Here is a 25,093-nt window from a genome sequence, read left to right as displayed (position 1 = left end):
CCCGGGCCCGGGCGGGCCGGGGGGTGGCCTGCCCGGCGGCGGTGCCTCGTCGGGTGGTGGGCCTCCGGCCGGGGGTCCTCCGCGCGGGGGCGGGGCGGGCGGGCCCGGCGGGCGTGCGCGTCGCCGGGGTGGCGGCTCGCGGGGCGCGCCGCCCCCGGAGCCGGTGGCCCTCGCGGTGGCCGCCCGGGCCGCCGACTTCGTGGGCCTGGCCCGGTACGGGCTGTTCGGCACCGCCCCCTACCGGGAGTACCTGCGGCGGACGGAGAGCCGGCTCCGAGCGCTGCGCGGGCAGGGGGTGGAGGTGCACCTGCGGGTGTTCGACGCGGCCGACTACGAGGACTACTGCGAGGCGTTCGGCCTCGACCCCGGTGAGGCGGCCGCCCGGGTCGCGTACGCGGCCGATCCGCAGCTGGCCGGGGAGCCCTTCGTGTACGCGGGGGAGCGGCTGGCCGAGTTGCTTCCGGTACTGGTCGACGACCACCGGGCCAGGGTACGGATCTCGGTCGCCGGCGAGGCGCTGCTGGACGCGGTCGGCGACGGCCCGTACGGGCAGCGGCGGCTGGTGGCGGTGATGAGGTTCGTCACCGCCGCCTACCTGGCACTGGCCGGGGGCGCGGGCGAGGGCTGCCACCTGCTGACGCTGCGCTGCCACGGCCCGGAGGACGGCGAAGAGCTCACCGCCGCGGCGGACGTCCGTGTCGAGGGCGGTCGGCTCGTCGGCACGGGGCGGGACGCGGAGGCGTTCTGCGTCACGCTGGCCGCGGGCGTGGCCGCGCGCGGCTCCGGCGCGCTGCTGCTGCACGGCGACCCGGCCGCGTCCGCCGGACCGCAGGTGCGCGGCTGGGCGCTGGCGGGCGGGCGGTTGCGGCCGATGGCCGTCCAGGAGGTGGCCGACTCGCTCACCGACGACGCCGACCGGGGGCTGCCCTTCCCGCCGGGAGCCGTGCGGCTGCCGGGCTTTCCGCTGCCGGACGGCCCGTCGGCGGCGGGGCCGTCCGGGGCCGAGGACGGGGGTGAGCCCCTGGGCTGACCAGCCGGTTCTGGCCCGGGTGTCCACCAAGCGGCGCTGGGGACTGTTCATCGACCGCCTGTTCGGGGAAGATTTCGGGGAAGATCAACAGGAGGAGCGGGCGGTGCCCCATGCCGCCGCTCCCGAAGCTCTGCCCCGAACCGCGTACCGCAGGTCTCCCCGCGCACCGCCGGTCCGGCGAGCCCGACACGGAGAGGGGGACGCATGGGCCGGATCGAGTTCAGCGCGGAGATCGCCGAGCTGCTCGGCAAGGTGCGGCGGCGTCCCACCGCGGGCTGGCCGTGGCGACCGGGGGAGCCGGTGCCCGCCGGGCTGCCGGTGAAGCAGTCGTGGGGGTGGCTGTTCGCCCCCGACGGCCGGGTGCTGACCCTGGTCAACCCCCGGGACGGCATCGTCTCGCTCCCCGGCGGTTCACTGGAACCGGAGGACACCGGCGATCCGGGCTCGGCGCTGGCACGGGAGGCGGCCGAGGAGGCCCAGGCCGTGATCGGCGCGCCCTACTACCTGGGCTACCTCTACGACCGGGTCGGCTCGGCCAACGGCGGGCACGAGTGTGCGCGGGTCCGGATGGCCGCCGCGCTGCGCGCCGTCGGCCCCAGCGCCGCGGACCCGGCCTCGGGCCGGCACTACCGGCGGCTGCTGGTCGCGCCCGGCCTCGCCGTCGAACTGCTCGGCTGGGGCGGGCCCGGGCTGCGTCAGGCCCGGTCGGCGGTGTCCGCCGCCGTCCAGTGGCTGGGTGTGCCCGCCGCCGCCAACGAGACGATCGAGGAACTGCCGGCCGGGGGCGCCGTGGTGTTCCCCGGCACCGCCCACTCGGGCACCGTCTACCCGGCCGGAGGCTGAGCCGGTGACGCTGCCGACGCCGGAACCGCGGGCTGCCGGGCAACCGGCCGCGTCGTCGTCCCCGGGCGCGGAGTGGGGCGAGGAACCGGCCGCGCCGTCGCTCCCGGACGGGCAGCCGGACGCGCAACCCGGCACGGCCGGGGACCGGCGCGGGCTGTTCCACCACGTCGAGCTGTGGGTGGACGACCTCGCCACCGCCGAGGCGCAGTGGGCCCCGGTCCTGCTCGCCCTCGGCTGCGAGCCGTTCCAGCACTGGCCCGCCGGCCGCAGCTGGCGCCTCGGCGCCGCGTACCTGGTGATCGAGCAGTCGCCCGCCCTGCTGCCGGGCGGCCACCAGCGCCTGCGCGCCGGGCTCAACCACCTCGCCGTGCACGGCTCACGCGAGGCGGTGGCCGCCGCGCTCTCCGCCGGCTGGACGGTACGTGTCGACACCGGTGAGGCCGCGCACCTGATCGACGGTCAGGGCTTCGAGCTTGAGGTCGTCTACCGTGCCGCGCCCGCCGACCCCTTGGGCGCGACCCCCGGCGCGAACGGCGCGAACGGGGTCTGACCAGCGCGGAAGCGCCCGTGTGGGATCCAATTCACCCCGTCGTTATCAGACTGTTCGTCAATATCCTTGGCATGACCACTTCCCGGGGAAGCTACTGCCTGGTATCACTTCTGTGACCCTCGTCACTCCAGGAGACTTCATGCTGCGCCCCACTCGTGTCATGTCGACTTCCGCCCTCGCGGCGGCCCTCACCCTGACCACCTTCTTCGCCGCCTCGTCAGCCGGCGCGGCCACCGTCAACTACGTCGCGCTGGGGGACTCGTACTCCGCCGGCGTCGGCGCCGGCAGCTACACCAGCGAGAGCGGAAGCTGCAAGCGGAGCACCAACGCGTACCCCTACCTCTGGAAGAACGCGCACTCCCCGTCCTCCTTCTCCTTCGTGGCCTGCTCCGGTGCCAAAACCGGTGACGTGCTCAACAACCAGCTGTCGGCGCTGACCTCCGGCACCACGCTGGTCAGCATCAGCATCGGCGGCAACGACGCGGGCTTCGCCGGCACCATGCAGACCTGCGTGCTGGACTCGGAGAGCGCCTGCCTCAGCGCCGTCGCCACCGCGAAGAACTACGCCACCAACACCCTGCCCGCCCAGCTCGACCGGGTGTACTCGGCCATCCACGCCAAGGCCCCCAACGCCCGTGTGGTGGTGCTGGGTTACCCGCACCTGTACAAGATCGGCGGCAGCTGCATCTTCGGCATCGGCGACACCAAGCGCGCCGCCATCAACAGCGCGGCCGACGCGCTCGACGGCGTCCTCGCCAAGCGCGCCGCCAACGCCGGGTTCGCCTTCGGCGACGTCCGCAGCATCTTCACCGAGCACGAGATCTGCGGCTCCAGCACCACCTGGCTGAACAGCACCACCCTCCCCGTCGACGAGAGCTACCACCCCAAGGCCTCCGGCCAGTCCGGCGGCTACCTGCCCGTCTTCTCCGCGCAGGTGTAGCACCCCCGCTCCGCCGGTCCTCCCCCTCCCCCCGAAGGGGGCGGGCCGGCGGAGCGTCACCAGGCCCTACGCCCTCGGCCGCGGGTTCGGCGGGAACGGAATCCCGGCGAGGACGGGCAGCAGGGACTCCTCCTCATAGGCCAGATGCGCCTCCAGCTCCGCCGACATCCGCGCCAGCTCGGACCGGAACCGGTCCGGATCGGCCGCCCCGATACCGGTCAGCAGCGCCACCAGGCCGTCCTTGATCCGGGCCACCGCCCGGTGCTCCTCGCCCAGCCGTTCCAGCGTTCCGCGCAGCTGCGGATGGCTCCGGGCCAGCGCCGGGAAGACGGCGCCGTCCTCCCCGGTGTGATGGTGGGCCAGGCCCTCGCAGAAGGCCAGGCAGTGCTGCCGCAACTGGAGCCCCAGGCCCGGCGGGCGGCCGTCCGCCCACCCGGCCTCGAAGTGCGCGTCGGCCTCCTCGCGGACGTACCGCAGCTGCTCCCGCAGCCAGGTGTGGACCTCCAGCAGCTTGTCCGCGAGGCTGCGCACCTCGCGCGGCGGGGCCGTGGAGCCCTCCAGCACCACGACCGGCAACACCCGTGCGGTGTGCGCCCGGTAGTCGCCGTACCCCGGTGCCGCCCGGACCACGGCCTCGAACAGCCGGTCCCGCCGCGCACCCTCGGCCGGTACCGCGATCGCGTCGAACACCTCCGTTCCGAGCTCCACCCGCACCACCGGGCGGGCGAGCAGATTGCGGTACCAGTGCGGGTGCTCCGGCGCCCCGGCCGCCGACGCGACGACCAGCAGCAGCCCGTCGGCCCGGACGTACCCGAGCGGCACCGTGTGCGGGCGGCCCGACCTCGCGCCGGTGGTGGTCAGCAACAGCAGGTCACCCCCCTCGAAGGGGCCGCCGACCCGGCCGCCGTTGGCGCGGAATTCCTCGATGATCGCTTCATTGAAAGACATGGGCATACGTGTGTGTGAAGTCTCCGGAAAAGGGGAGCCGAGGCCGCGGACAGAACGGCGCACGCACGCGACGGAACGACAACGAGGCGGGCGCGCGCAGGCACTGCTGCGACCGCTTGCGTCAGATCAGGGGAGCGGAGTGAGAACTCATCGCGCATCGTCCCTCGGTGAAAGGTGCTCGCCCGGTCACCGGCCGGCCCACATCTCTTTGGCCGGCGCCACGCTGCACGCCCCCATTGGAGTCACCCCACCCACCGCCTGTCAACGAGCGTGATCACGCCGGATGGCCGTCCCGTCGGTGGCCCGGGGATTCTCGCGGGCGCGTGTCGCCGGGGTTTTCGGCCCGGTCGAACCAGTGGTCCGCCGGTGGCGAGGGCGGAACGCTGCCGGGCTCCGGGATCACCTCCGCGGCCCGAACGGCCGCGGCCCCGGCCGACGTGGTGTCGGGCCGGGGCCGCGGTAGGGCTTGTTCGGGACCGCTCAGGCGCACTTCGTGGTGCGGTTGGCGAGCGCGACCCCGGTGACCTTGTCGCCGTCCACGGTGAACTCGTACTGCCAGCCCGGCTTGCCCTCGACCGGCAGCTGGAACTTGCCGCTCTTGGTCAACTCCAGGCCCTTGGCGCCGTAGGCCTGCTTGAGCGCGTCCACGGTCGAACCGGCGCCGATGCCCTCGGCGGTCCGGGCGTCCGCCGGAGCGACCAGCTCGCGCAGTCCGTCGACGCCGAAGGAGACCCGCCCGGCGGTCAGGAACGCCGCGTCCCGGGCCTCGCGGGCCACCATCAGCTGGGCGGTGGACATCGTCGCGTCCGCGATCGTCTTGGCGTCGGCCGCGGAGTTCTTGGCCGAGCCGTACGCGCCCGCGGCGAACTCGGCCGCCTCCTTCGCCGAGGCGTTCGGCGGGAGGGTCGAGCCGGCGGCGGGCTTCTTGAGCGCGTCCGCCTTGGCGTTCAGGTCCTTGTAGGTGGCCTCGGTGGCCGCCTCGGAGGCCATCCGGGCGGCGTCCGGCGCCGGGCCGCCCTTGTAGGCGAAGTCGGTGCAGCCGTCGAGCAGCGACACCGGTGCGGGCTCCAGCGCGCCGGTCGCCAGCGCCGCGTCCTTCGCGATACCCGGCGTCAGGCCGCGGTAGCCGGCGGCGCCGAACGCCACCGGCGTCGGCGTCGCGCTCGCCGGGGCGGTCGCGCTCGCGGCGGCGCCGGTCCGGGCGGCGGCCGCTCCCGTGGCCTTCGAGTCGGCGGCGTCGTCGTTACAGGCCGACGCGCCGGCGACGACCAGCGCGACCGTCAGCCCGGCGCCCGCCAGGCGCCGCAGTGCGGGGTTCTTCCCCAAGTCGATCTCCCCCTTCGTTTCGGAGGACACGGTAGCGAAGCTGCGTGGACGATCCATGCCGGGTTCCGGGCGGGCGCATCCGCCGGTCGGCCAACTCGGCTTTCGGCAAGGGGGATTGGTGGCCGCCCCGCACGCCGCCCCCGGCCCCGGTGAGGGAGATCACATCCGCCGCGCCGGCCCGCGCGCCACCGTTCAGCACTGATCCCGGACGTGGCGGTCGAACTCCTCGATCGCCCAGGTCCTGCCGCCCGCCCAGACCTGGCCGGGGTTCAGGCCGGAGATGTCCAGTGGGGTGAAGCTGAGCCAGGAGTGGGCCGGTTCCGTGGTGCGGACACTGATGTTGTAAGACGTCCCGTCGGTGAGCGGTGGTGGCGTGGTGCCCTCGGCCGACCAGCCGGCCGGCGGCTGGAACAGCGGGAACGAGGTGGCCCCGTGGGCTTTCTGCGGCGTCAAGCTGAGCCGTGAGTCGCTGCGGTGTTCAGAGACGGTGATGAAATCGTAGGCCTCGTCGCCACAGGTCCGCAGCAGCACCACGGGCTGGCCGTTCTCGACGGTGATGCCGGTGATACTCCGCTCCGGTGGGGTGCAGCCGCCCAGCAGCAGCACCGTCACGACCGACCCCAGCCCCCAGTACAGCGTGTGAACTCCCCGATCCCTCATGCGCACGAGTCTCGCCAGGGCGGATCGCGCTTCGGCCACGGAGGGGGCACACCTGGATACCGGAGGCGAGTGCGGCGGGGCCGCGAAATCCCTGATGGCAGGGGGTCGGTGGTCTGTTGAGGCCCGGAGCCGTGGCCGGACACCGCGGTGGGATCCCGGCCGCGCGGAGGGCCCGCGCGGACGACAACCGCGACAGCCAGCTCCTGGGGAGGATCGCCGGGCGCGTCCAGGCACGGATCGAGGAGGTCAGCAGCCCGTGTCCGGGTAGCGGTCCGCCAGGGCCGCGACCGCGCGGGCGACGGCCGCGCGCAGTCCGGGCGGGCCCAGGACCTCGGCCTCCGCGCCGAGTCGGAGCAGGTCGCCGACCGCGACGGACTCCGTCTCGACGGGCAGGTCCGCCTCCACCCAGCCGGCCCCGTCCGGCTGGGAGGCCCCTTCCAGCGCGCGCAGACCCGCCGAGCCGAACTGGGCCGGCAGCAGCTTCTGCGCGAGTGGGGAGAGCCGGACCCGGGCCGTCTGCCGGTGGCAGGCGGCCTCCAGCCGCCGGGACGACTCCTGCCAGTAGGCGGCCAGATCGAAGCCGGCGGGCCGATGGAAGGCGTCCGGCCGTTCGGGGGCGTCCGGCTCCGTCTCCACGGCCAGGAATCGGGAGATCCGGTACGTCCGGACGGTTTCGCCGGCCCGCGCGACCAGATACCAGATGCCGCCCTTGAGGACCAGGCCGAGCGGGTGCAGCTCGCGGTCCACCTCGCCGCGCCAGCGGCGGTAGCGGGTGCGCAGCGGGCGCTGTTCCCAGACGGCTTCGGCGATCTGCGCGAGGTGCGGCACCGGGTCGGCCTCCCGGAACCAGGCGGGCGCGTCCAGGTGGAAGCGGTCCTGGATGTGCCGGGCGCGCCCGGCCAGTTCGGCGGGGAGGGCGGCCTGGAGCTTGAGCTGGGCGGCGGCGAGGTCGGCGCCGAGGCCGAGCTCCCGCGCCGGGCCGGGTGCGCCGGCCAGAAACAGCGACCCGGCCTGGGCATCGGTGAGCCCGGTGAGCCGGGTGCGATAGCCGTCCAGCAGCCGGTAACCGCCCTCGGGGCCGCGGTCGGCGCAGACCGGGACACCGGAGGCGCCGAGGGCCTCGATGTCGCGGTAGACGGTGCGGACCGAAACCTCCAGCTCGCGGGCGAGTTCGGGGGCGGTCATCCGGCCACGGGTCTGGAGCAGCAGGAGGAGGGAGAGGAGCCGGTCGGCGCGCATGGGGCCATTGTGTCGCCCGTACCTGACACGAGGTGTCAGGTACGGGCGGGAAGCTGATCACGCCTCGCCGCACGGATCAGGCCGTGCGGCGGATCGAAAGGAACGCGCATGCCCACGCAGACCAGCGGCCGGTTCACCTTCGCCAACTGGGAGGAGGCCCCGGTCGGCCCGGCCGACGGAACGCCGAGGCTCGCCCATGCCTCCGTCGCCAACAGCTTCACCGGGGGCATCGAAGCGGCCGGTACCACCTGCGAGTACGCCATCGTGTATGTCGGGGAGAGCGTCGGCACGTTCACCGGCATGGAGGTTGTGACGGGTGCCGTCGACGGCCGCAAGGGCTCGTTCGCGCTGGAGGAGCGCGGCACCTTCGACGCGGAGGCCACCCGCTGCACCTTCGAGGTGGTGCCGGGCTCGGGCACGGGCGAACTGGCCGGCCTGCGCGGGACGGGGAGCTTCACCTCCCGCCACGGCACGCCCGCCGTCGAGTACACCTTCGGGTACGAGCTGGGCTGACCGCCCGGCGGTGCCGGCGGCGTCGGCTCAGGGCGTCTCCTCGAGGAGTGCGGCGATGCCGTCGAGGAGGCGTTGCAGGCCGAACTCGAACAGCTCGTCCAGGTCGAAGTCGTACCCGGCCGTGGTGAGCCGCGCGAGTGTGGGGAATCGACCGGTGGCCAGGATGGCCTGGAACACCGGCTCCTGGGTGTCCAGCCACTCCTCGTTGTTCTGGCCGCTGAGCGCCTCCGCCTCCGCCTCCAGCTCGACGTTGACAGCGGTGCCGCGAACGTAGTTGAACAACGTGAGGTGGGTGGTGAACATCGTCTGCAGGTCCAGACCGCGGCCGTCCAGGGCGGTGAGCACCCACTCGGTGAAGGGCAGTGCGCCGGCGACGGGCTGGGGCCGGGTCACCGACAGGGTCGGCGCGAGCCACGGGTGGCGACGGAACATGTCCCACAGCGTTCGGGCGGCCAGCGTGAGCCGGTCCCGCCAGCTTTCCGGCGGATCGGCGGGGAACGGCCACTGGGAGAGGGTCGCGTCCAGCATCCGCATCAGCAGGTCGTCCTTGTCGGCCACGTGCCGGTACAGCGACATGGTCGCGACCCCGAGATCGGCGGCGACCCGGCGCATGGAGACCGCGGCGACTCCCTCCGCGTCGGCGACCGCGACGGCCGAAGCGACGATCCGCCCGACCGTCAGCGTCTGGTCCGAGCCGCGCTTTCGGTGGGTGGACGATGCCGGGGCGGCGGGTGTGTCCGGGTGAGGCGAGGCCGGGAGCGGGCCGGTGCCCACGGGGCGGCGCCCGGCTTCGACGACTGTGCCGATGCCCGGGACCGCGCGGACCAGGCCCTCGCGGCGGAGCTCGGTGAGCGCCTTTGTCGCGGTCGCCATCGCGACGCCCCACTGCCGGGTGATCTCACGGGTCGAGGGCACCCGGTCGCCCGGTGCGAGCTCGCCCGCCTCGATCCGCTGCCGCAGTTCGGCGACGATCTGGCCGCAGCGTGGCGCTCGCTGTCCGCTCACCGGCGTCCCCTCCGCACTAGTGCACCTGAACGCGCACCACCCTAGTCCCCAGCTCGGTGTTCTCCCCAACCGTGCCCGTCCGGGTGGAGCAGGCGCTCCAGCACTAGTGCACCTAAGGGTCAACTCGCCTTGGTGGCAATGGTTTCCTGGCTTGTCTGATCTCATGTGTACGCCGTACATTCGGCGCTATGGGGAACACCGACGTACTCATCTCCGGCGCCGGCATCGCCGGGCCCGCGCTCGCGTACTGGCTGCGCAGGGCAGGCATCACCGTCACCGTCGTCGAGCGCGCGCCCGCGCCGCGGCCGGGCGGCCAGACCGTGGACCTGCGCGGCGCCGGGCGCACCGTGATGGCGCGTATGGGACTGCTGGAGCAGGCGCGGGCGACCAGCGTCGACCAGCGTGGCATCGCCTTCGTCGACGCCTCCGGCCGGCACACCGCCCGGATGACGGCGGACAGCTTCGGCGGCGAGGGAATCATTTCGGAGATCGAGATACTGCGCGGCGACCTCGGCCGCCTGCTGTACGAGGCGACCCTGCCGGAGACGGAGTACCTGTTCGATGACACCATCACCGCGCTCGACCAGGACGACGACGGCGTCACCGTCGCCTTCGAGAAAGCCGAGCCGCGTCGATACGGCCTGGTCGTCGGGGCGGACGGGCTGCACTCCGCGGTGCGCGCACTGGCCTTCGGCCCGGAGTCGGCGTACGTCCGCCCGCTGAACGTGTACACCGCCTGGTTCACGGCCACCGATGAGCTGGACCTCGACGGCTGGTTCCAGATGTACAACGCACCCGGCGGGCTCGTCGCGTCGGCCCGTCCGGGCCGCCTCCCCGGAGAGATCAAGGCCGGCCTCAGCTTCCGGTCGCCACCGATCGCCTACGACCGCCACGACACCGCCGCGCAGCAGGACATGATGGCCGACCGATTCGCCGGTGCGGGCTGGGAGGTCCCGCGGCTGCTGCGGGCGATGCGCACCGCGCCGGACTTCTTCTTCGACTCCATGGGCCAGGTGCGGCTCGACCACTGGTCTCGCGGCCGGGTGGTGCTGCTCGGTGACGCCGGCTACTGCCCGACGCCGCTCACCGGTCTGGGAACGAGCGTGGCCCTGGTCGGCGCCTACGTGCTGGCCGGCGAGCTCGCCACCGCCGACGGAGACCACCGTGCCGCCTTCCGGAACTACGACCGGGTGATGCGCCCCTATGTCGGCCAGGCCCAGCGACTGCCGCCCGGCGGTGCTTCGGGATACGCGCCCTCCAGCGCGCTAGCCATCCGCTTGCGGGACCTCTCGATGCGCTCGATGAACCGCTGGCCGATGCGGAACCTGCTTGCCGCGCAGTTCGCCAAGGCCGGAGACATCACCCTGCCCGAGTACGGTCACGCACCCGCGCTGTAGTACCCGGCGCGGGCGCGGCCGGGGCGAACGGCCTTCGCCGGGACGGCGCCGCCGTGCTCCTTCGCCCGGGTCGGGCCGGTCGGCCCGGTGGCCTGGTGGACCGGCGCTTCGCAGCCGTGATCGACTGGGACCATGAGCTTGTCCGTGAATGTGTTCGTCGTTGACAAAGACGGCCGGATGGATGTGGTGGATGTCCCGGTGGGCAGTTCCGACCTCGCGGGCTTCGAGAGCTGGCGCACCGTGTTCGTACGGCGGATCTCGCCGGATCCGTTCGCGTCCTTGGGGGGCGGGAAGTGCCTGGTGGCACCGGTGTTTGACCGGCCCATAGCCGGTTTCGTGAGGTGTCGGCGGCTTCCCGCAGCCGGGGGCCGACTCTCCGTCGGCCGCCGGTGAGTCACATCAGTCGCGTGCGTCGTTGGCCGTACTGACCGGGGCTGGCGCCCGCGTGAGTGGCGGCCGGGTGGGAGGCGTCTCGACTCAGGGTGGCCGGTGGCTCGATCGTGGACAGCTGGGCGTCAGAGTTCGCCGGCGATGACGCCGGTGCGGAAGGCGTGCCACTCGGTTTCGGTGAACAGGAGGGCCGGGCGGTCGGGGTTCTTGGAGTCGCGCACGGCGCGGGCGCCGTTGGGGAGGACGGCGATCTCGACGCACTCATGCTCGCCCACGCTGGCAGAGGACTTGGTCCAGGCCGCGTTGGAGAGGTCGATGGCGTACAGCTCGGCCTTGGAGGACTCGGCGTTCATGTCCGTTTTCCTTTTTCTAGGTGTGCGATCAGTGCGAGCGAGTCGTCAGGAGACAAAGCTGCAGCAACGATCCGCTCATACGCGGTGGTGTAGCTCTTCACGCCGTGGGCGTCCTCAATGTAGGTCGCGCCGATCAGGTTCTCCAAGACCACAACAGTTGGGACCGGGCCCCGGAATCTGATCAGGCTGAAAGGGCCCGCGCTCCCTGGGTGGGGCGTAGAGCTGAGTGGCATGACTTGGATCGTGACGTTCGGCAGGTCCGGGACATGAAGGAGGTTACGTAGTGACTCGCGCATGACGACGGGCTTTATGGCGAATCGTTGGTGCAGGACAGCTGGATGCCTTCGCCCTGGCCAACGTGCGGTGCCGGCAAGGGGATCGGGTCATGGGTGGGGCGGCCCGGAGGTGGCATGCGCACCGTCTCTCCGGGGACCGCCCGATGCTGTGAGGCGCGCCGCCGGTCCCCCCGGGGCTGGCGGCGCGCCCAGGAGTCAGCGCAGGTAGGAGGCCAGGCCCGCCGGCTTGAGGCCGGCCGCGTCGGCTGCCGCCAGGGCGCGCTGGAGGTCGGTGGCCAGGGTGTCGGTCCAGTGCATCAGGACGATGTCGCCGGGCTGCAAGGGGCCCTCGTGCCAGACGTTGGAAGCGCCCCAGCTGAAGTCGGCGTCGGCGGTCAGGACGGTGCGCATGCCGCAGTTGGCGGCGGCCTGGAGGGTGTCGGCGTTCCAGGTGAAGTAGGGCGGGCGGAAGACGGTGGGGGCGGTGCCGAAAGTGCGGGTCAGGGAGTCGCGGGCGTCGCAGATCTCGACCTGCTGCTCGGCGGGGGAGAGCGTGGTGAGGTCCGGGTGGGAGACGCTGTGGTCCTGGATGGACGAACCGGGCACGGCGGTGACCCGCTGGAAGAAGCCGGGGTCGGCGGCGGCCGGCATCGGCAGCGGGAAGGCGGTGATCGGCAGCTTGTGGTCGGCGATGAACTGCTCCGCCTCGGGGGTGCGCTGCCAGCCGTCGTCCACGGTGAAGAAGACGACCTTGTCCTTGGTCGGGACGGACGGGGTGGCCGTCGCCGGGGCGGGGGCCGGGCCGTCCACCCGGACGTCGTCGACGGAGAACGGGCCCTGCTGGTACCAGCCGTGGACGTACAGCCGGACGGTGCGCGCGGTGGGGCCGGTGGTGAAACGGGTGGTCAGCTGCTGCCAGCCGCCGTTGGTGTTCTCCGTCCAGGCGGGGGCGACGTCGCGGCCGGTGCCGGTGGCGCCCAGGTAGACGAACTTGCCGCGTACCCAAGCCGAGGCGGTGTACGTGGTGTTGGGCTGGACGGAGACGGTCTGGGCGCACTCGCCGGTGGAGTTGTCGCCCGCCGGGGTGACGGTGAGCGCGGAGCTGCCGGAGTGCGGGGCGGCGGTGGTGGCCGCGGCCTCGGCGGGGCCGCCGGCGCAGCTCCAGCCGGGGACGCTGCCCCAGTCGGCGAGCGAGGAGGCGGGGATCTCGAAGCCGGGGTTGGTGGCCAGGTTGACGGTGGGAGCGGCGGGGGCGGTGGGGCTGGTGGGGCCGGTGTCGGCGGACGCCGGGGCGGCGAGGCCGCAGACGGTGAGCGCGGCGCACGTGGCGAGCGCGGACAGGCGCGAGGACATGGACAAGTGGGGACTCCTGCGTGGGGGAAACGCACCCGTGGGGAGGGCGCGTCGGAACGGGTTGGGGCGCTCCCCGAGGGGCGGGAGCCGTTGGCGTGCCGCACTCAGACCGAGGCAAAACAATGGACTGGACCACTCGGATCGTCAAGGGAGCGGCAGGTCGAACGATCGCCGTACGGCCGACGACAAAGGGGACAAGACGAACCGTCAGGGGACGTACAGTTCCTCGATGTCCTGGCGGTGGAACTCCGTGATCACCGTTCGCCGCAGCTTCAGCGAGGGCGTGACCAGCCCCTGGGCCTGGCTGAACTCCCTTGGCAGCAGCCGGAACGCGCGGATCGACTCGGCCCGGGAGACCGCGGTGTTCGCCGCCGCCACCGCCCGCTGGATCTCGGCGTGCAGTTCCTCGTCGGCGAGCACCGCCCAGGTGTCCAGCTGCCCGCGCCCGTGACTCTTCAGCCAGTGCGCGAGCGCCGTCGGGTCGAGCGTGATCAGCGCGGCCACGTACGGGCGGTCGTCGCCGACCACCAGGCACTGGGAGACCAGCGGATGCGCCTGGACCCGCTGCTCCAGGGCGGCGGGGGCGAGGTTCTTGCCGCTGCTGGTGACGATCAGGTCCTTCTTGCGGCCGGTGATGGAGAGGTAGCCGCCCTCGTCCAGGGAGCCGAGGTCGCCGGTGCCGAACCAGCCGTCGTGCAGCGATTCGGCCGTGCAGCGCGGGTGGTTGAGGTATCCGCCGAAGACGCTGCCGCCGCGCACCCACACCTCGCCGTCGTCGGCGATGGCCACCGAGGCGCCGGGCAGCGGGTGGCCGACCGTACCGAGCTTCTGCCGCCCGGCCGGGTTGGCGGTGATCGCGGCCGTGGTCTCGGTCAGGCCGTAGCCCTCGTAGATGTTGAGGCCGATGCCGGTGAAGAAGAGGCCGAGCTCCCGCCGGAGCGTCGAGCCGCCGCACACCATGGTGCGCACCCGTCCGCCGAGCACGGACCGCAGCCGCTGGTAGACGGTCCGCTCGTACGCCAGGTGCCGTAACCGCAGTTTGGGGCCCGGGCCGGGGCCGTGGCCGAACGCGCGGCGCTCCCGGGCGGCGGCCCAGTCGACGGCCACCTGCCGGGCCTGCTCGAAGAGTTCGCCCCGCCCGGCCCGCTCGGCGGAGCGCCGGGCCTGCTGGAAGATCTTGTCGAAGATGTAGGGCACGGCGTGCAGGAACGTGGGCCGGTAGGAGGCGAGGGCGGGTAACAGGACGTCGGTGGAGACCTCGGGGAGGTGGCCGAGCCGGAACCCGCCGCGCATCGCCGCGACCTGCACGGCCCGGGCGTAGACGTGTGCCAGCGGGAGGAAGAGCAGGGTGGACGGCTGGCCGCCGCCGGTGTCCTGGAAGACGTCGGCCCAGCCGCCGATCAGGCTGTCGGCCTCGGCGGTCAGGTTGGCGTGGGTGATCAGGCAGCCCTTGGGCGGGCCGGTGGTGCCGGAGGTGTAGACGATGGTGGCGATGTTCTCGGCGGCGACGCCGAGCCGTTGGCGGTGGACCAGCGAGTCGGGCACCCCGCGCCCGTCCTCGGTGATCGCGGTGACGCAGTCACGGTCCAGCTGCCAGATGCCGGTCAGGTCCGGCAGCGCGTCACAGACCGCGCCGATCGTCATGGCGTGGTCCTCGTCCTCGACCACGCAGGCCACCGCCTGGGTCTCGGCGAGGATCCAGCGGACCTGCTCGGCCGCCGAGGTGGGGTAGATCGGGACGGGGATCGCGCCGATCGACCACAGCGCGTAGTCGAACAGCGTCCACTCGTAGCGGGTGCGGGACATCAGGGCGACCCGGTCGCCGTACCGCACGCCCCGGGTCAGCAGGCCCTTGGCGAGCGCCAGCACCTCGTCGCGGAAGGCCAGCGCGGTGACCTCGCGCCACTCCTGCGAGCCCTCGTCCTGGCGGGCCAGCTGGACCAGTTCGGGCGTGCGTTCGGCGGTGTCGTACAGCGAGTCGGCCAGTCCGCCGGCGGCCGGGGGCCGGTCCAGGGCGGGGGTGGTGAACTCGCGCACATCGCCCCCGATCCTGTTGCGGCCCTGCCTGCCGGGCCCGTGGGGCGTCCGGATCGGCGGCGCGCTGGACGGTCGGGCAGGTGCAGCGAAACTATCGGATTGCTCTGCCACTGCCCAGGGTTGTGACCGTGACGCGACGAGATCGGCACCGGCGCGTGGGGAAAGTGCCGCCGGGGGGAGCGGTCCGGGCAGGGCGCGTGATGGGTGAATCCGGGATGTCGGGGATGATTCGGACATGATCAGGGCGGGGGTGCGAAGAGTGGGCATTCGACCCTCGAACGAGTGGTCAGGGCGTAGTAGGCTCTCGCAGACCTGCGACCGGGGCCCTCCCGGCCGGGCCCGATCCGACGTCCACGACCCGCCCACGACCCGTCCGCGAACCGACCTCCAGCCGGCCTCCAGCCGACCGCGATCTCACTGCGATCTCGCCGCGATCCGACTGTGATCCGGCCGAGATCCTGACACGCAGCCGACCCGCAGCCACCACCCCCAGCCGACCGTCAGCCGACCTCCGTCCGGGCTCCCGAAGCCTCGAACCGCTCCCCGTCCGCGCCTGGCACTTCCCGACCGAGGACTCCATGCGTCTGCGCAGCAGCTCGATCCGCGCGAAGATCATCGCGCTGCTCCTGGTGCCCATCGTCGCGCTCACCGCCCTGTGGGTGTACGCGACGCTCGCCACCACCGGAGACGTCTGGACCCAGCTGGAGGTCAGCAGTACGTACAAGGAGTTCGGGACGCCGGTCGACCGGTACGCCGACGACCTGCAGAACGAACGCCGCGCCGCCGTCCAGCGGCTGGCGGACCCCGGCTCGCGGGCCGCCCGGGACGCCTTCGAGCAGGCCCAGGCGGTCACCGACCGTGACCTCGCCGTCCTGCGGGTCAAGAAGGACAGCGGCGCGGCCGGCCGGCTGGACGCGGCCCAGCGCGGCCGCTATGTGCAGATCCTCGCCGCCGCCGACCAACTCGCCCCGCTGCGCGGCCAGATCAACCGTACGGCGCTCAACTGGGAGTTCGCGCTCGGTCAGTACAGCGACCTGATCAAGCCCACCTTCGGCTTCCGGTCCGCCTACGTCGCCCGCCAGAGCGGCCAACTGCCCCGCCAGGGAACGATCCTGAACGAACTGGTGCGCGCCCGCGAGTACCTCGCGCAGGAGGACGCGGCGATGGAGGGGCTGCGCACCACCACCGGCCGGGTCACCGCCGAGCAGTACCAGGTGGCGCTGGACGCCCTGCACAACCAGCAGGCCCTGTTCACCGTCTACATCGCCGAGCTGGACCCGGTCGACCAGGCCGACTACATCGCGCTGCGCGGCGGCGAGGCGTGGGCCGCGCTGGCCCGTGCCGAGGCCGACTTCGTGGGCGCCGGCGGCCCGGACCGGGTGGTCCGGGCGATCGGCGGCGACTCCTGGCGGGAGACCGCCGAGCGGGCGCTGGACGACCTCGCCGCGATCAACTCCCGGCTGGCCGGCAGCCTCGGGGACCGCGAACGCTCGTACGCGATCGGGCTGCTCTGGCGCGGCGGCATCGCCGGTGCGATCGGCCTGGTCGCGGTGGTGCTCTCGATCATGATCTCGTACCGGATCGGCCGCGGCATGGTCCGCGAGCTGATCGGCCTGCGCAACGCGGCGAACGAACTGGCCGGTACCCGGCTGCCCTCGGTGATGCTGCGGCTGCGGCGTGGCGAGGCGGTGGACGTCGCGGCCGAGGCGCCGGAGCTGCAGTTCGGGCCGGCCGAGGTCGGGCAGGTCGGACGGGCGATCAACGCGGTGCAGCGGGCCGCCGTCGAGGCCGCGGTCGAGCAGGCCGAACTGCGGCGCGGCGTCGCGGCGGTCTTCGTCAACCTGGCCCGGCGCAGCCAGGTGCTGCTGCACCGCCAGCTGACCCTGCTGGACACCATGGAGCGCCGCACCGAGGACCCGGCGGAGCTGGAGGACCTGTTCAAGGTCGACCACCTCACCACCCGGATGAGGCGGCACGCCGAGGGCCTGATCATCCTGGCGGGCGGGTCGCCGGGGCGTGCCTGGCGCAAGCCGGTGCGGATGGTGGACGTGGTGCGCGCCGCCGTCGGCGAGGTGGAGGACTACGCCCGGGTGACCGTCCGGCCGTTCCCCGGCACCGGGCTGCTCGGCAGCGCGGTCGCGGACGTCACCCACCTGGTCGCCGAACTCGTCGAGAACGCGGCGGTGTTCTCCCCGCCGAGCACCCAGGTCACCGTCCAGGGCGAGGTGGTGGCGCACGGCTTCGCGCTGGAGATCGACGACCGGGGGCTCGGACTGAGCGAGCAGGCACTCGGCGAGATCAACGAACGGCTCGCGGTGGAGCAGGAGTTCGACCTCGCGGACACCGACCGGCTGGGGCTGTTCGTGGTCAGCCGGCTGGCCCGGCGGCACGGCATCCGGGTCCATCTGCGGCCCTCGCCGTACGGGGGGACCACCGCGGTGGTGCTGATCCCGCGCGAGCTGCTGGCGGAGGCGCCGGACGGACTGCCCGAACCCCCGGCCGCCGCGTCGGCCGTGTCCGCCGCGTCCGCCGTCGGCGGCAGGGCCAGGCCCGCCCAGGCCAGGCCCGCCCAGGCCAGGGCCGCCCAGGCCCGGCGGGGCCAGCGGGACCTGGTCGCCGTGCCCGCGCTGGGCGGCGAGGGCGGTGGCCTCGGCGAGGTCGGCGGATCCGGTGGCCTCGGCGATTTCGGTGATTCAGGTGATTCCGGCGATTTCGGTGCGGAGGGCGCCGATGGTGCCCGGGGCGGCGGCCGTGCGGCCGAGGCGGCGCAGGGCGGGAGGCACCGGGGGAGTGGCGGGCCGCGTCCGTCGGCGCCCGAACCGACCCGGACGCCGGGAGGTCTGCCGCGCCGGGCGCGGGTCAAGGGCGGGCCGGTGCTGGTGCCCGCGCCGAACGGTGAGACCGTGTCCGGCACCGGCCGGCACCGCCGGACGGGTGTGCCGCAGGCGGGCTCCGGTCCTGCTGACGTCGGTCCTGCCGACGCCGGCCCGGTGGACCCCGGTGTCGTGGGCTCCCGACCAGCGGACTCCGGCCCCGCCGACCGGCGGCCCGCCGACGGTGCCCTGCCGCGCCGCATCCGGCAGGCCAACCTCGCCCCGCAGCTCAAGGAACGTGCCGGACAGGAGGCCGAGAGGGCCGCGGCCGGTGCCGAATCCGCCCGCGAGCGCTTGCCGGAAGAGGCGCGGGCGACCTTCGCCTCCTTCCAGCGCGGTTTCACCCGAGGCCGCGGTACGGGCACCCCGCCTGCCTCGGGCACGCCGGCCGCATCGTCCCGATCGTCCGTCCGGCCCGCCGCCGTACCCACCTGGAGCCCGCCCGACCCGGCCCGCCGGGCGATCTCCCCGGCGCCCGCGCCGGCCGCTCTGCCCGCGCCGTCCGGCGGCGCGTCGGCCCCCCTGGCGCGCCGCGTACCACCCGCACCGCCGGCACGATTCGCACCACCTGTACTACCCGCACCACCCGCACCACCCGCTCCAGCGGAAGGAACAGATTCATGACCACTTCGACGCAGCCGTCCGGGGACCTCAACTGGCTTCTGGACGACCTGGTGGGGCGCGTCGCGGCCCTGCGGCACGCGGTGATCCTGTCCAGCGACGGACTGGCCACCGGGGCGTCCCGCGACCTCGACCGCGAGGACGCCGAGCACCTGGCCGCCGTCGCGGCCGGCTTCCACAGCCTGGCCAAGGGCGCCGGCGGGCACTTCAAGGTCGGCGGCGTCCGGCAGACCATGGTCGAGCTGGACGAGGCGTTCCTCTTCATCACCGCCGCCGGCGACGGCAGCTGCCTGGCCGTGCTCAGCGAGGCCGAGGCGGACATCGGCCAGATCGCCTACGAGATGGCCCTGCTGGTCAAGCGGGTCGGTGAGCACCTGGCCGCCGAGCCGCGCACCGAGACCGCCCCGCCGGGGAGATGAGCGGTCCGATGGCGGAGGACGAGCCGAGGCGGGAGCGGGACGACCCGGGCGGGGACGAGCCCGAGGTCGACCTGTTCCGGCCGCGCACCCCGGTCGACGAGCGCTGGTTCGACGACGACGCCGGCCCGGTGGTGCGCCTGTACTCGATGACCCGGGGCCGTACCCGACCGGTCGAGGACGGCCTGTTCGACCTGATCTCGCTGATCACCGCCGTCGAGCCCGGACCCGGTTCGGGGGCCGTGCCCGCGCACGTGCTCGACCCGGAGCACCAGACCATCCTGGCCTGGTGCCGCCGGGAGCCGCTGTCCGTCGCCGAGCTGGGCTCCTACACCGACCTGCCGGTCAGTGTGGTTCGGGTGCTGCTCGGCGACCTCTACGACGCCGAGCTGATCAGCGTCACCCGACCCGTTCCGCTCGCCGAGCTGCCGGACGAGCGCCTGCTGCGAGACGTGATCAATGGACTCCGTGCGCTCTGACGCCGCTGCTTCCGCCGCCTTTTCCGGTCCCGGTCCCGGTGCCGCCGGTAGTACCGGTGCCGCCGTTCCCGCCGGCCCGGGGGCCAACGATCCGCGCTGGCGCGGCGGACCGGCCGTCGCCGTGAAGATCCTCGTCGCGGGCGGGTTCGGCGCGGGCAAGACGACGCTGGTCGGCTCGGTCAGCGAGATCCGCCCGCTGCGCACCGAGGAGGAGCTCAGCGAGCTGGGCCGCCCGGTGGACGACACCGCGGGTGTCGAGGCCAAGCGGACCACCACGGTGGCGATGGACTTCGGCCGGATCGACCTGCGGCCCGGGCTCGCTCTCTACCTGTTCGGCACCCCCGGCCAGGACCGGTTCTGGTTCGTCTGGGACGAGCTGGCGCGCGGCTCGCTCGGCGCGGTGGTGCTGGCCGACACCCGGCGGCTGGCGGACTGCTTCCCGTCGGTGGACTTCTTCGAGCAGCGCGGCATCCCCTTCGTGGTCGCGGTGAACTGCTTCGACGGTACCGAGGTGTTCTCCCCCGAGGAGGTCCGCGACGCGCTCGACCTCGACGCGGACATCCCGGTGCTGCTCTGCGACGCCCGGCGCCGCGAGGACGGCAAGGAGCTGCTGGTCACGCTGGTCGAGCACGCCGCCGTACGCCGCCGAGGGGCGTCGGCGGGAGCCTGAGCCGACCGCGCCGTCTCATTCGGCCGTCCGAATCCCGGACGTCCGGCGCATGGAAGGTTGCCTTGACCGGCGCGGCGTGGAAGGCTCAGTGGGCGAAAGCCGTCCGGCCCTGCCGCCGGGACGTACCGAGACCGTGGGGGAGGGCAGCACCGTGACCGTCGACCACCGGCGTGCCGTCACCGTGCCCACCCCCGTCACGCCGACGCTGACGATCCGCCGGTACATCGACCACGCGCTCATCTGCAGCGCCTGCTGTCGGTGACCGGTCAGCCCGCCCTCGGTCCGTCGACAGCCCGCCGGGTCGACCGGGCCATCCCTTCCCGACGTTCCTGACGTTCCGTCAACTCGTCGACCCGGCCGTACCGGACACCCCGTCCGGCGCGCCGCACCTGCCCCGGCCCGCTTCGCGGAGAGCACCAGTGAACCTCGCCTGCCCCAGCTCCAGCCCTGCCGCCGCTACCGTCCGCGTGACGGGGGCGACACTCCCGGTGCGCTGCAACGGTCCGTTCACATGGTTGAATACGTGCATGAACAACGTCGTGGACAGCAGCCGAGGTCACTCCGACCTCGAGCCGTTCTGGCCGTCCCGGCAGCCGCACCTGTTCGACCAGACGTGTCCGGGTTCGCCCAGCGCGTCCCGGCTCTCCGCCCGCTGACCTCAAATCAGCCCCCGGCAGTTCGCCCGGTCGACGCGCAGACGACTCCACCCCGTCCGTCACGCGCGAAATGAGCGGCACCATGTCTTCTTCCTCCACGGCCACCCTTCCCCTGCCCGCCGCGACCCCGCACCTGCGCGCGGTCCGCTCCCTCCCCCCGACCGCCGAACGATGGCACGGCGGGTCCGCCCCGCAGCGCCCGGCGGCCGTTCCCCAGCACCCCGGCGCCTCCGCGCACCCCGGTGCCTCGCAGCACCCGTCCGCCGTCCAGGCCCCGCAGACCGCCCCGGCTCCGCAGGCGCCGCAGGCCCTGCTCGCCGCGCTGCCGGAGGGGGCCACCGTCGTCGCCGCGCTCCCGCAGGGCGCGTTGCCGCAGGCTCTGCTCGCCCAGTACGGCGCGCAGTTCGGCACGCAGTTCGGCGGCGCGACCGGGCACCCGATGGTCGGGTACCTGGTGCTCGTGCCCGCGGAGAACCCGCTTGTGGCGGCCCCGGTCACGGCTCCCGCCGTCGTCCAGACTCCGCCCGTCGGGCCGACCGGAGCCGCGGCGGCCGCCGCCGTCTCCGGACCCGCCGCGGTCCGGCCGGTCCGGCCCGCCGGCCGGGGCATCGCCGTCGACGTGGAGCGCCGCAACGCCTATGTCGACGGACGGCTGCTCGATCTCACCTACCTCGAGTTCGAGCTGCTGGCCCACCTGACCGAGCACCCGCAGCGGGTGCACACCCGCGATCACCTGGTCTCCGCCGTCTGGGGCTACGGCCACGTCGGCGACGGCCGCACGGTGGACGTGCACGTGGCCCGGCTGCGCCGCAAGCTCGGATCAGCCTACCGGGACAGCATCGTGACGGTCCGTCGGGTCGGCTACAAGTACACCCCGGTGGCGTGAACCGCCGCTGAACCAGGCCGGGCGGGCCGCTCGTCCATCGCGGACGTCAGGCCCGCCCGGCCCCGTTGACGATACGTCAGGGAAATTCGCTCGACGGGCGGCCGGTCACGCCCGCTGGTCGGGCGGCAGCAACAGGACGGCCAGTGCGCTCGCGCAGGTCCGCGCGTGCCCGAGGAACCAGTCCAGTCGGTCGTCCGTCAGGTGGGCCGGTGTCGAGCGCACGGCCAGGGCGAACCGGGCCTGCCCGGAGCGGTCCAGGACCGGGACGGCCGCGGTGCGCACCCCGGCGGCCGACTCGCCGTCGTTGAGTGCGAAGCCGGCTATTCGGACCTTCGCCAACTCCTCGGCCAGCCGCTCCGGTTCGGTGATGGTCCGGTCGGTGAACGGGTGCAGCGGGCCGAGCGCCGCCGCGCCCGCGTCCCCCTGGCGCGGCCAGGCGAGCAGCACCTTTCCGAGCGCGGTGGAGTGCAGCGGCCGGCGCAGCCCGAGCCCGGTGTCCGGGCGGACCGAGGCGCCGACCAGGATCACCGCGTGCGACCCGCTGCGGATCGCCAGGTCCGCGGTGGCGCCGGTGCGCTTGGCGAGCAGGTCCAGTTCCGGCGCGGCCAGGTGCAGTCCCCGCTGGTGGAAGCTGAGTTGGCCGAGTTCGGCGACGGCCGGGCCGAGCCGGTACCGGGCGGTCTGCTCGTCCTGTTCCAGGAAGCCGGCGCTGACCAGCGTCCGGGCCAGCCGGTGCGCGGTGGAGACCGACAGGCCCATCCGGCGGGCCAGGTCCGAGGCGCTCAGGTCGGGGCCGTTGTCGTGGAAACAGTGCAGCAGCCCGAGGGCCCGCTGGACGGCCTGCGCACCGGCCGGCGGGCTCTGGACGGCGGTGGCGGCCTCGGCCATGGCACCTCGCGTTCTGTCCGACGCTCCGGCTGGTTCACCGAAGTCACTTCCAGACTATGGCAGCCAGTGCTTCGGGATTGTGTCGGCGGCGTTGCAATGGAATGGCGTTCATGAACAAGTGATCCCACCATGTGGCAAAGGCTTGCTTCGTGCTCCCTTGCCGTGGAACGCTCGGCACATCGCCACCGAGCAGGACCGAGCAAGGCCGAGTGGTGTCGAGCAACACCGAACAGCACCAAGCAGTACCGGGCAGTACCGAACAGCACCAAGCATTACCGAGCAGGACCACAGGAACCACCGAACCCGCAGGAAGGAGCAGCGCCGTGACGACCCACCGGTGCCCCGCCCCCTGCGCCTGTTGTCGCTGACGCCTCCCCGCGCCTCCCGCACTCCCTGAAGCTCCACGCCCTGTGCCGCGCCCAGCCGCGCCCGCGCACTCCCCGTTGCAGAGGAACCCCACCACCGTGCCCAGTCACGCCCCCAGCGCCCAGGCGACCTCCGAAGCCGCCCCGGACACCCTCTGGTTCACTCGCTGCCCCGTCCCCACCGCCACCGGCATCGCCGCCGACCAGGGGTGGCTCGCCAAGGAGTTCGCCGCCGACGGCATCACCGTCCGCTCGCTCCAGGACGCGCCGCCGGAGGTGGCCGCCGACCACCACTACACCCACGCCCTCACCGGCCTGTTCCGCGAGGGCGGCAACGTCCCGGCGCTCTGGGCCCGTTCGCGCGGTGAGCAGACCCGGCTGATCGGCCTCACCTGGATCGAGGAACGCCAGGTCGTCCTGGTCCGGGCCGGCAGCGGCATCACCACCCCCGGGCAGTTGCGCGGTCTGCGTCTGGCCGTCCCACGTCATGGGATCGGTATCGACTTCTGGCGGGCGATGGCCCTGGCCGGGCTGCACGGCGCCCTCTCGCTCGCCGGACTCACCCTGGACGAAGCCGAGTTGGTCGATGTGCCGGCCGCCCCCGGAGGTGGCCAGTGGGCCGCCGAACTCGCCGCGCTGCGTGACGGTGTGGTGGACGCGGTCTACGTCAAGGGTGCGCTCGCCGTCGAGGCCGCCCGCCGGTTCGGCGCCGAGGTCGCCGTCAAGCTGGACACCGCGCCGGACCGCCGCACCCGGGTGAACAACGGCACGCCCCGCCCGGTGACCGTCCACCAGCGTCTGCTGGACGACCACCCCGACCTGGTGGTCCGGTTCCTCGCCGTCCTGCTGGACGCCGCCGACTGGGCCGTCGACAACCCCGCCGAGGTGGTCCGGATCCTCCAGGCCGAGACCGGCGCCGGAGCCGAGGGCGTCACCGGGGCGTACGCGGCGGGCAGCCACCGCGCCCTGCATCTCGACCTCTCCGAGGAGCGCCTCGGTCTGCTGGAGCAGCAGGAGCGCTTCCTGCGCGGCCAGGGCTTCCTCGACGCGGCCGTCGACATCCGTGCCTGGACCGACCCCGAGCCGCTGCGTGCGGCCCGCGAGCTGCTCGACCGTCGTCGCGCGGCTGTGCGCGACTGACGGGCGGCAGGGAACAGAAAACAGAAAACAGGAAACAGATGACGGATAACAGATTTCGTTTTCTGTTACCCGTTGCCCGTTACCTGTCGCCCGCCCGACCGCCCGCCCGCCCGACCGCCCGCCCGCCCGACCGCTCGCCCACCCCTCCGCCACCGCCCGTCATCAGCAGCCCCCGACCAGCTGCCGATCCATCAGGAGTTGACCCGTGAAGACCCCCCGCCTCGCCCTCGCTGCCACCGCGCTGCTCGCCACCACCGCCCTGGCCGCCTGCGGCTCGTCCGCCGACGGGGCCAAGGCCTCCGCCGACGGCGGGGGCAAGGCCGAGGTGGTCCTGCGACTGCCCGACCCGGGCAACAACGGCTTCCTCGCCCTCGGCAAGAAGGACGGCTCGCTGGACCGGGCCCTGGCCGCCGTCCACGCCAAGGTCTCCTGGACCGGCAGCGCCGGCCCGTTCGCCCCCGCCGCCCAGGCGCTCTCCGCCGACCAGCTGGACGTCGCGCTGGGCTCGATCACCTCGGCCGTCGCCGCGCTCGCCCAGAAGCCCGGCTTCAAGCTGTTCGCCCAGACCGCCCCCGACGGCGTCGGCGAGGGGATCCTGGTGAAGAACGACTCGCCCATCAAGTCCGTCCAGGACCTGGTCGGCCGGAAGGTCGCCGTCTCCCAGGGCGGCACCAGCGAGTACCTGCTGCTCAAGGCGCTGGAGAAGAACAGCATCCCGGCCGACAAGGTCGAGCGCGTCTACCTGCGCGCCGACCAGACCTCGGGCGTCTTCAACTCCGGCCAGGTGGACGCCTGGGCCACCTGGAACACCTTCTCCACCCCGTCGATCGCCAACTCCGGCGCGCACTTCCTGGTCAACGGCAAGGAGGTGGGCTCCGACAACTACGCGGTCTGGGCGGTGCGCAACGGCTTCGCCGAGAAGCACCCCGACGTGGTCAAGGCCTTCTACACCTACCTGCACGAGAACGGCCTCAAGGAGAAGGCCGACCCGGCCGCCTACCTCAACGTCTTCACCGACTCCGGACCGACCGCCGTCACCCCGGCAGAGAAGGACATCGCGGTCAACATCGGCAAGCAGGGCGCGACCGCCGACGTGATCGCCGACGCCGACATCGCCCGCTTCGGCACCGTCGCCCAGTTCTTCGCCGACCAGAAGGTCACCAAGCAGCCGGTCGACGTCAAGCCGTACCTGATCGACATCAGCAAGATCGCGGACGGTGCCAAGTGAGCCCTGCCCCCT

26 protein-coding genes are annotated in these 25,093 nt (G+C 73.2%); 15 read left to right on the top strand and 11 right to left on the bottom strand.

The features are described from left to right. Window positions 1-163 precede the first annotated feature (163 nt). From ACIO5D_RS04460 to ACIO5D_RS04445, 4 genes are all read left to right on the top strand, one after another. Window positions 164-1,030: a hypothetical protein gene (locus ACIO5D_RS04460; protein WP_400793903.1), complete on the top strand. Its 867-nt coding sequence runs from the start codon at window positions 164-166 to the stop codon at window positions 1,028-1,030. 204 nt (window positions 1,031-1,234) lie between these two features. Further along, a complete protein-coding gene (locus ACIO5D_RS04455) occupies window positions 1,235-1,873 on the top strand; it encodes a hypothetical protein (RefSeq protein ID WP_363606348.1) in 639 nt (212 codons plus the stop codon). Between the two features lie 4 nt (window positions 1,874-1,877). Continuing rightward, window positions 1,878-2,423, top strand: a complete 546-nt coding sequence (locus tag ACIO5D_RS04450; protein WP_400793902.1) for a glyoxalase — start codon at window positions 1,878-1,880, stop codon at window positions 2,421-2,423. Between the two features lie 160 nt (window positions 2,424-2,583). Further along, the gene (locus ACIO5D_RS04445; protein ID WP_400793901.1) at window positions 2,584-3,363 is read left to right on the top strand and encodes an SGNH/GDSL hydrolase family protein; all 780 of its coding nucleotides are present in this window, start codon (window positions 2,584-2,586) and stop codon (window positions 3,361-3,363) included. 66 nt (window positions 3,364-3,429) lie between these two features. On the opposite strand, the gene ACIO5D_RS04440 is transcribed toward ACIO5D_RS04445, so the two are convergent. The 4 genes from ACIO5D_RS04440 to ACIO5D_RS04425 all read right to left on the bottom strand — a co-directional run bounded on the left by ACIO5D_RS04440 (window position 3,430) and on the right by ACIO5D_RS04425 (window position 7,536). Beyond that, a complete protein-coding gene (locus ACIO5D_RS04440) occupies window positions 3,430-4,317 on the bottom strand; it encodes a nitroreductase/quinone reductase family protein (RefSeq protein ID WP_400793900.1) in 888 nt (295 codons plus the stop codon). Between the two features lie 474 nt (window positions 4,318-4,791). Further along, window positions 4,792-5,667 carry a hypothetical protein gene (locus ACIO5D_RS04435; RefSeq protein ID WP_400793899.1) on the bottom strand — a complete coding sequence of 292 codons (876 nt, stop codon included), beginning with the start codon at window positions 5,665-5,667 and terminating at the stop codon, window positions 4,792-4,794. 162 nt (window positions 5,668-5,829) lie between these two features. Further along, window positions 5,830-6,297: a hypothetical protein gene (locus ACIO5D_RS04430; protein ID WP_400649573.1), complete on the bottom strand. Its 468-nt coding sequence runs from the start codon at window positions 6,295-6,297 to the stop codon at window positions 5,830-5,832. A gap of 246 nt (window positions 6,298-6,543) precedes the next feature. Beyond that, window positions 6,544-7,536, bottom strand: a complete 993-nt coding sequence (locus ACIO5D_RS04425) for a helix-turn-helix transcriptional regulator (protein ID WP_400649571.1) — start codon at window positions 7,534-7,536, stop codon at window positions 6,544-6,546. A 108-nt stretch (window positions 7,537-7,644) separates the two neighbouring features. Here ACIO5D_RS04425 and ACIO5D_RS04420 point away from each other — a divergent pair, with 108 nt between their 5' ends. Beyond that, on the top strand, window positions 7,645-8,049 hold the full coding sequence (locus ACIO5D_RS04420) for a DUF3224 domain-containing protein (RefSeq protein WP_363606356.1): 405 nt from the start codon (window positions 7,645-7,647) through the stop codon (window positions 8,047-8,049). Between the two features lie 27 nt (window positions 8,050-8,076). On the opposite strand, the gene ACIO5D_RS04415 is transcribed toward ACIO5D_RS04420, so the two are convergent. Further along, on the bottom strand, window positions 8,077-9,054 hold the full coding sequence (locus ACIO5D_RS04415) for a TetR/AcrR family transcriptional regulator C-terminal domain-containing protein (RefSeq protein WP_400756438.1): 978 nt from the start codon (window positions 9,052-9,054) through the stop codon (window positions 8,077-8,079). Between the two features lie 188 nt (window positions 9,055-9,242). Between ACIO5D_RS04415 and ACIO5D_RS04410 the strand changes: the two genes are divergently transcribed. Next, a complete protein-coding gene (locus ACIO5D_RS04410; protein WP_400756439.1) occupies window positions 9,243-10,451 on the top strand; it encodes an FAD-dependent monooxygenase in 1,209 nt (402 codons plus the stop codon). Here the strand turns inward: ACIO5D_RS04410 and ACIO5D_RS04405 are convergent. Beyond that, window positions 10,433-10,585, bottom strand: coding sequence for a hypothetical protein (locus ACIO5D_RS04405; RefSeq protein WP_400793898.1), 153 nt, complete (start codon window positions 10,583-10,585; stop codon window positions 10,433-10,435). The genes ACIO5D_RS04410 and ACIO5D_RS04405 overlap by 19 nt on opposite strands. Here ACIO5D_RS04405 and ACIO5D_RS04400 point away from each other — a divergent pair. Next, the gene (locus ACIO5D_RS04400; RefSeq protein ID WP_400793897.1) at window positions 10,584-10,844 is read left to right on the top strand and encodes a hypothetical protein; all 261 of its coding nucleotides are present in this window, start codon (window positions 10,584-10,586) and stop codon (window positions 10,842-10,844) included. The two genes, ACIO5D_RS04405 and ACIO5D_RS04400, sit on opposite strands and share 2 nt — an antisense overlap. A 122-nt stretch (window positions 10,845-10,966) precedes the next feature. Here ACIO5D_RS04400 and ACIO5D_RS04395 read toward each other — a convergent pair whose 3' ends face one another. From ACIO5D_RS04395 to ACIO5D_RS04380, 4 genes are all read right to left on the bottom strand, one after another. Beyond that, window positions 10,967-11,194 (bottom strand): DUF397 domain-containing protein, encoded by a 228-nt coding sequence (locus ACIO5D_RS04395; protein ID WP_363606384.1) that lies wholly within the window; start codon window positions 11,192-11,194, stop codon window positions 10,967-10,969. Continuing rightward, a complete protein-coding gene (locus ACIO5D_RS04390) occupies window positions 11,191-11,523 on the bottom strand; it encodes a DUF5753 domain-containing protein (protein ID WP_400793964.1) in 333 nt (110 codons plus the stop codon). The genes ACIO5D_RS04395 and ACIO5D_RS04390 overlap by 4 nt, the downstream gene beginning before the upstream one ends. A 162-nt stretch (window positions 11,524-11,685) precedes the next feature. After that, the gene (locus tag ACIO5D_RS04385) at window positions 11,686-12,822 is read right to left on the bottom strand and encodes a polysaccharide deacetylase family protein (protein ID WP_400793896.1); all 1,137 of its coding nucleotides are present in this window, start codon (window positions 12,820-12,822) and stop codon (window positions 11,686-11,688) included. 207 nt (window positions 12,823-13,029) lie between these two features. Next, window positions 13,030-14,859: an AMP-dependent synthetase/ligase gene (locus ACIO5D_RS04380; RefSeq protein ID WP_400649544.1), complete on the bottom strand. Its 1,830-nt coding sequence runs from the start codon at window positions 14,857-14,859 to the stop codon at window positions 13,030-13,032. Window positions 14,860-15,437: 578 nt separating this feature from the next. Between ACIO5D_RS04380 and ACIO5D_RS04375 the strand changes: the two genes are divergently transcribed. From ACIO5D_RS04375 to ACIO5D_RS04350, 6 genes are all read left to right on the top strand, one after another. Then, complete coding sequence (locus ACIO5D_RS04375) at window positions 15,438-18,356, top strand: nitrate- and nitrite sensing domain-containing protein (RefSeq protein ID WP_400793895.1); 2,919 nt, start codon at window positions 15,438-15,440, stop codon at window positions 18,354-18,356. Beyond that, window positions 18,353-18,772, top strand: a complete 420-nt coding sequence (locus ACIO5D_RS04370) for a roadblock/LC7 domain-containing protein (RefSeq protein ID WP_363606390.1) — start codon at window positions 18,353-18,355, stop codon at window positions 18,770-18,772. Before ACIO5D_RS04375 ends, ACIO5D_RS04370 begins: the two co-directional genes overlap by 4 nt. Window positions 18,773-18,780: 8 nt before the next feature. Then, complete coding sequence (locus ACIO5D_RS04365; protein WP_363606391.1) at window positions 18,781-19,248, top strand: DUF742 domain-containing protein; 468 nt, start codon at window positions 18,781-18,783, stop codon at window positions 19,246-19,248. Window positions 19,249-19,369: 121 nt separating this feature from the next. Next, window positions 19,370-19,918, top strand: coding sequence for an ATP/GTP-binding protein (locus tag ACIO5D_RS04360; protein ID WP_363606392.1), 549 nt, complete (start codon window positions 19,370-19,372; stop codon window positions 19,916-19,918). Between the two features lie 527 nt (window positions 19,919-20,445). Continuing rightward, the gene (locus tag ACIO5D_RS04355; protein WP_363606393.1) at window positions 20,446-20,574 is read left to right on the top strand and encodes a hypothetical protein; all 129 of its coding nucleotides are present in this window, start codon (window positions 20,446-20,448) and stop codon (window positions 20,572-20,574) included. Between the two features lie 82 nt (window positions 20,575-20,656). Continuing rightward, complete coding sequence (locus ACIO5D_RS04350; protein WP_400793894.1) at window positions 20,657-21,460, top strand: winged helix-turn-helix domain-containing protein; 804 nt, start codon at window positions 20,657-20,659, stop codon at window positions 21,458-21,460. Between the two features lie 105 nt (window positions 21,461-21,565). On the opposite strand, the gene ACIO5D_RS04345 is transcribed toward ACIO5D_RS04350, so the two are convergent. Then, complete coding sequence (locus ACIO5D_RS04345) at window positions 21,566-22,348, bottom strand: IclR family transcriptional regulator (RefSeq protein ID WP_400793893.1); 783 nt, start codon at window positions 22,346-22,348, stop codon at window positions 21,566-21,568. Between the two features lie 464 nt (window positions 22,349-22,812). Between ACIO5D_RS04345 and ACIO5D_RS04340 the strand changes: the two genes are divergently transcribed. Together ACIO5D_RS04340 and ACIO5D_RS04335 are read left to right on the top strand one after the other, a co-directional pair. Then, window positions 22,813-23,853: an ABC transporter substrate-binding protein gene (locus ACIO5D_RS04340; RefSeq protein ID WP_400793892.1), complete on the top strand. Its 1,041-nt coding sequence runs from the start codon at window positions 22,813-22,815 to the stop codon at window positions 23,851-23,853. A 205-nt stretch (window positions 23,854-24,058) separates the two neighbouring features. Next, a complete protein-coding gene (locus tag ACIO5D_RS04335; RefSeq protein ID WP_400793891.1) occupies window positions 24,059-25,081 on the top strand; it encodes an NrtA/SsuA/CpmA family ABC transporter substrate-binding protein in 1,023 nt (340 codons plus the stop codon). The last annotated feature ends 12 nt before the right edge of the window (window positions 25,082-25,093 follow it).

The sequence above is a fragment of the Kitasatospora sp. NPDC087315 genome (assembly GCF_044744345.1).
GTDB lineage: Bacteria > Actinomycetota > Actinomycetes > Streptomycetales > Streptomycetaceae > Kitasatospora.
The sequence above is the reverse complement of the archived record's forward strand: the minus strand, read 5'-3'. Positions and strand labels throughout refer to the sequence as shown.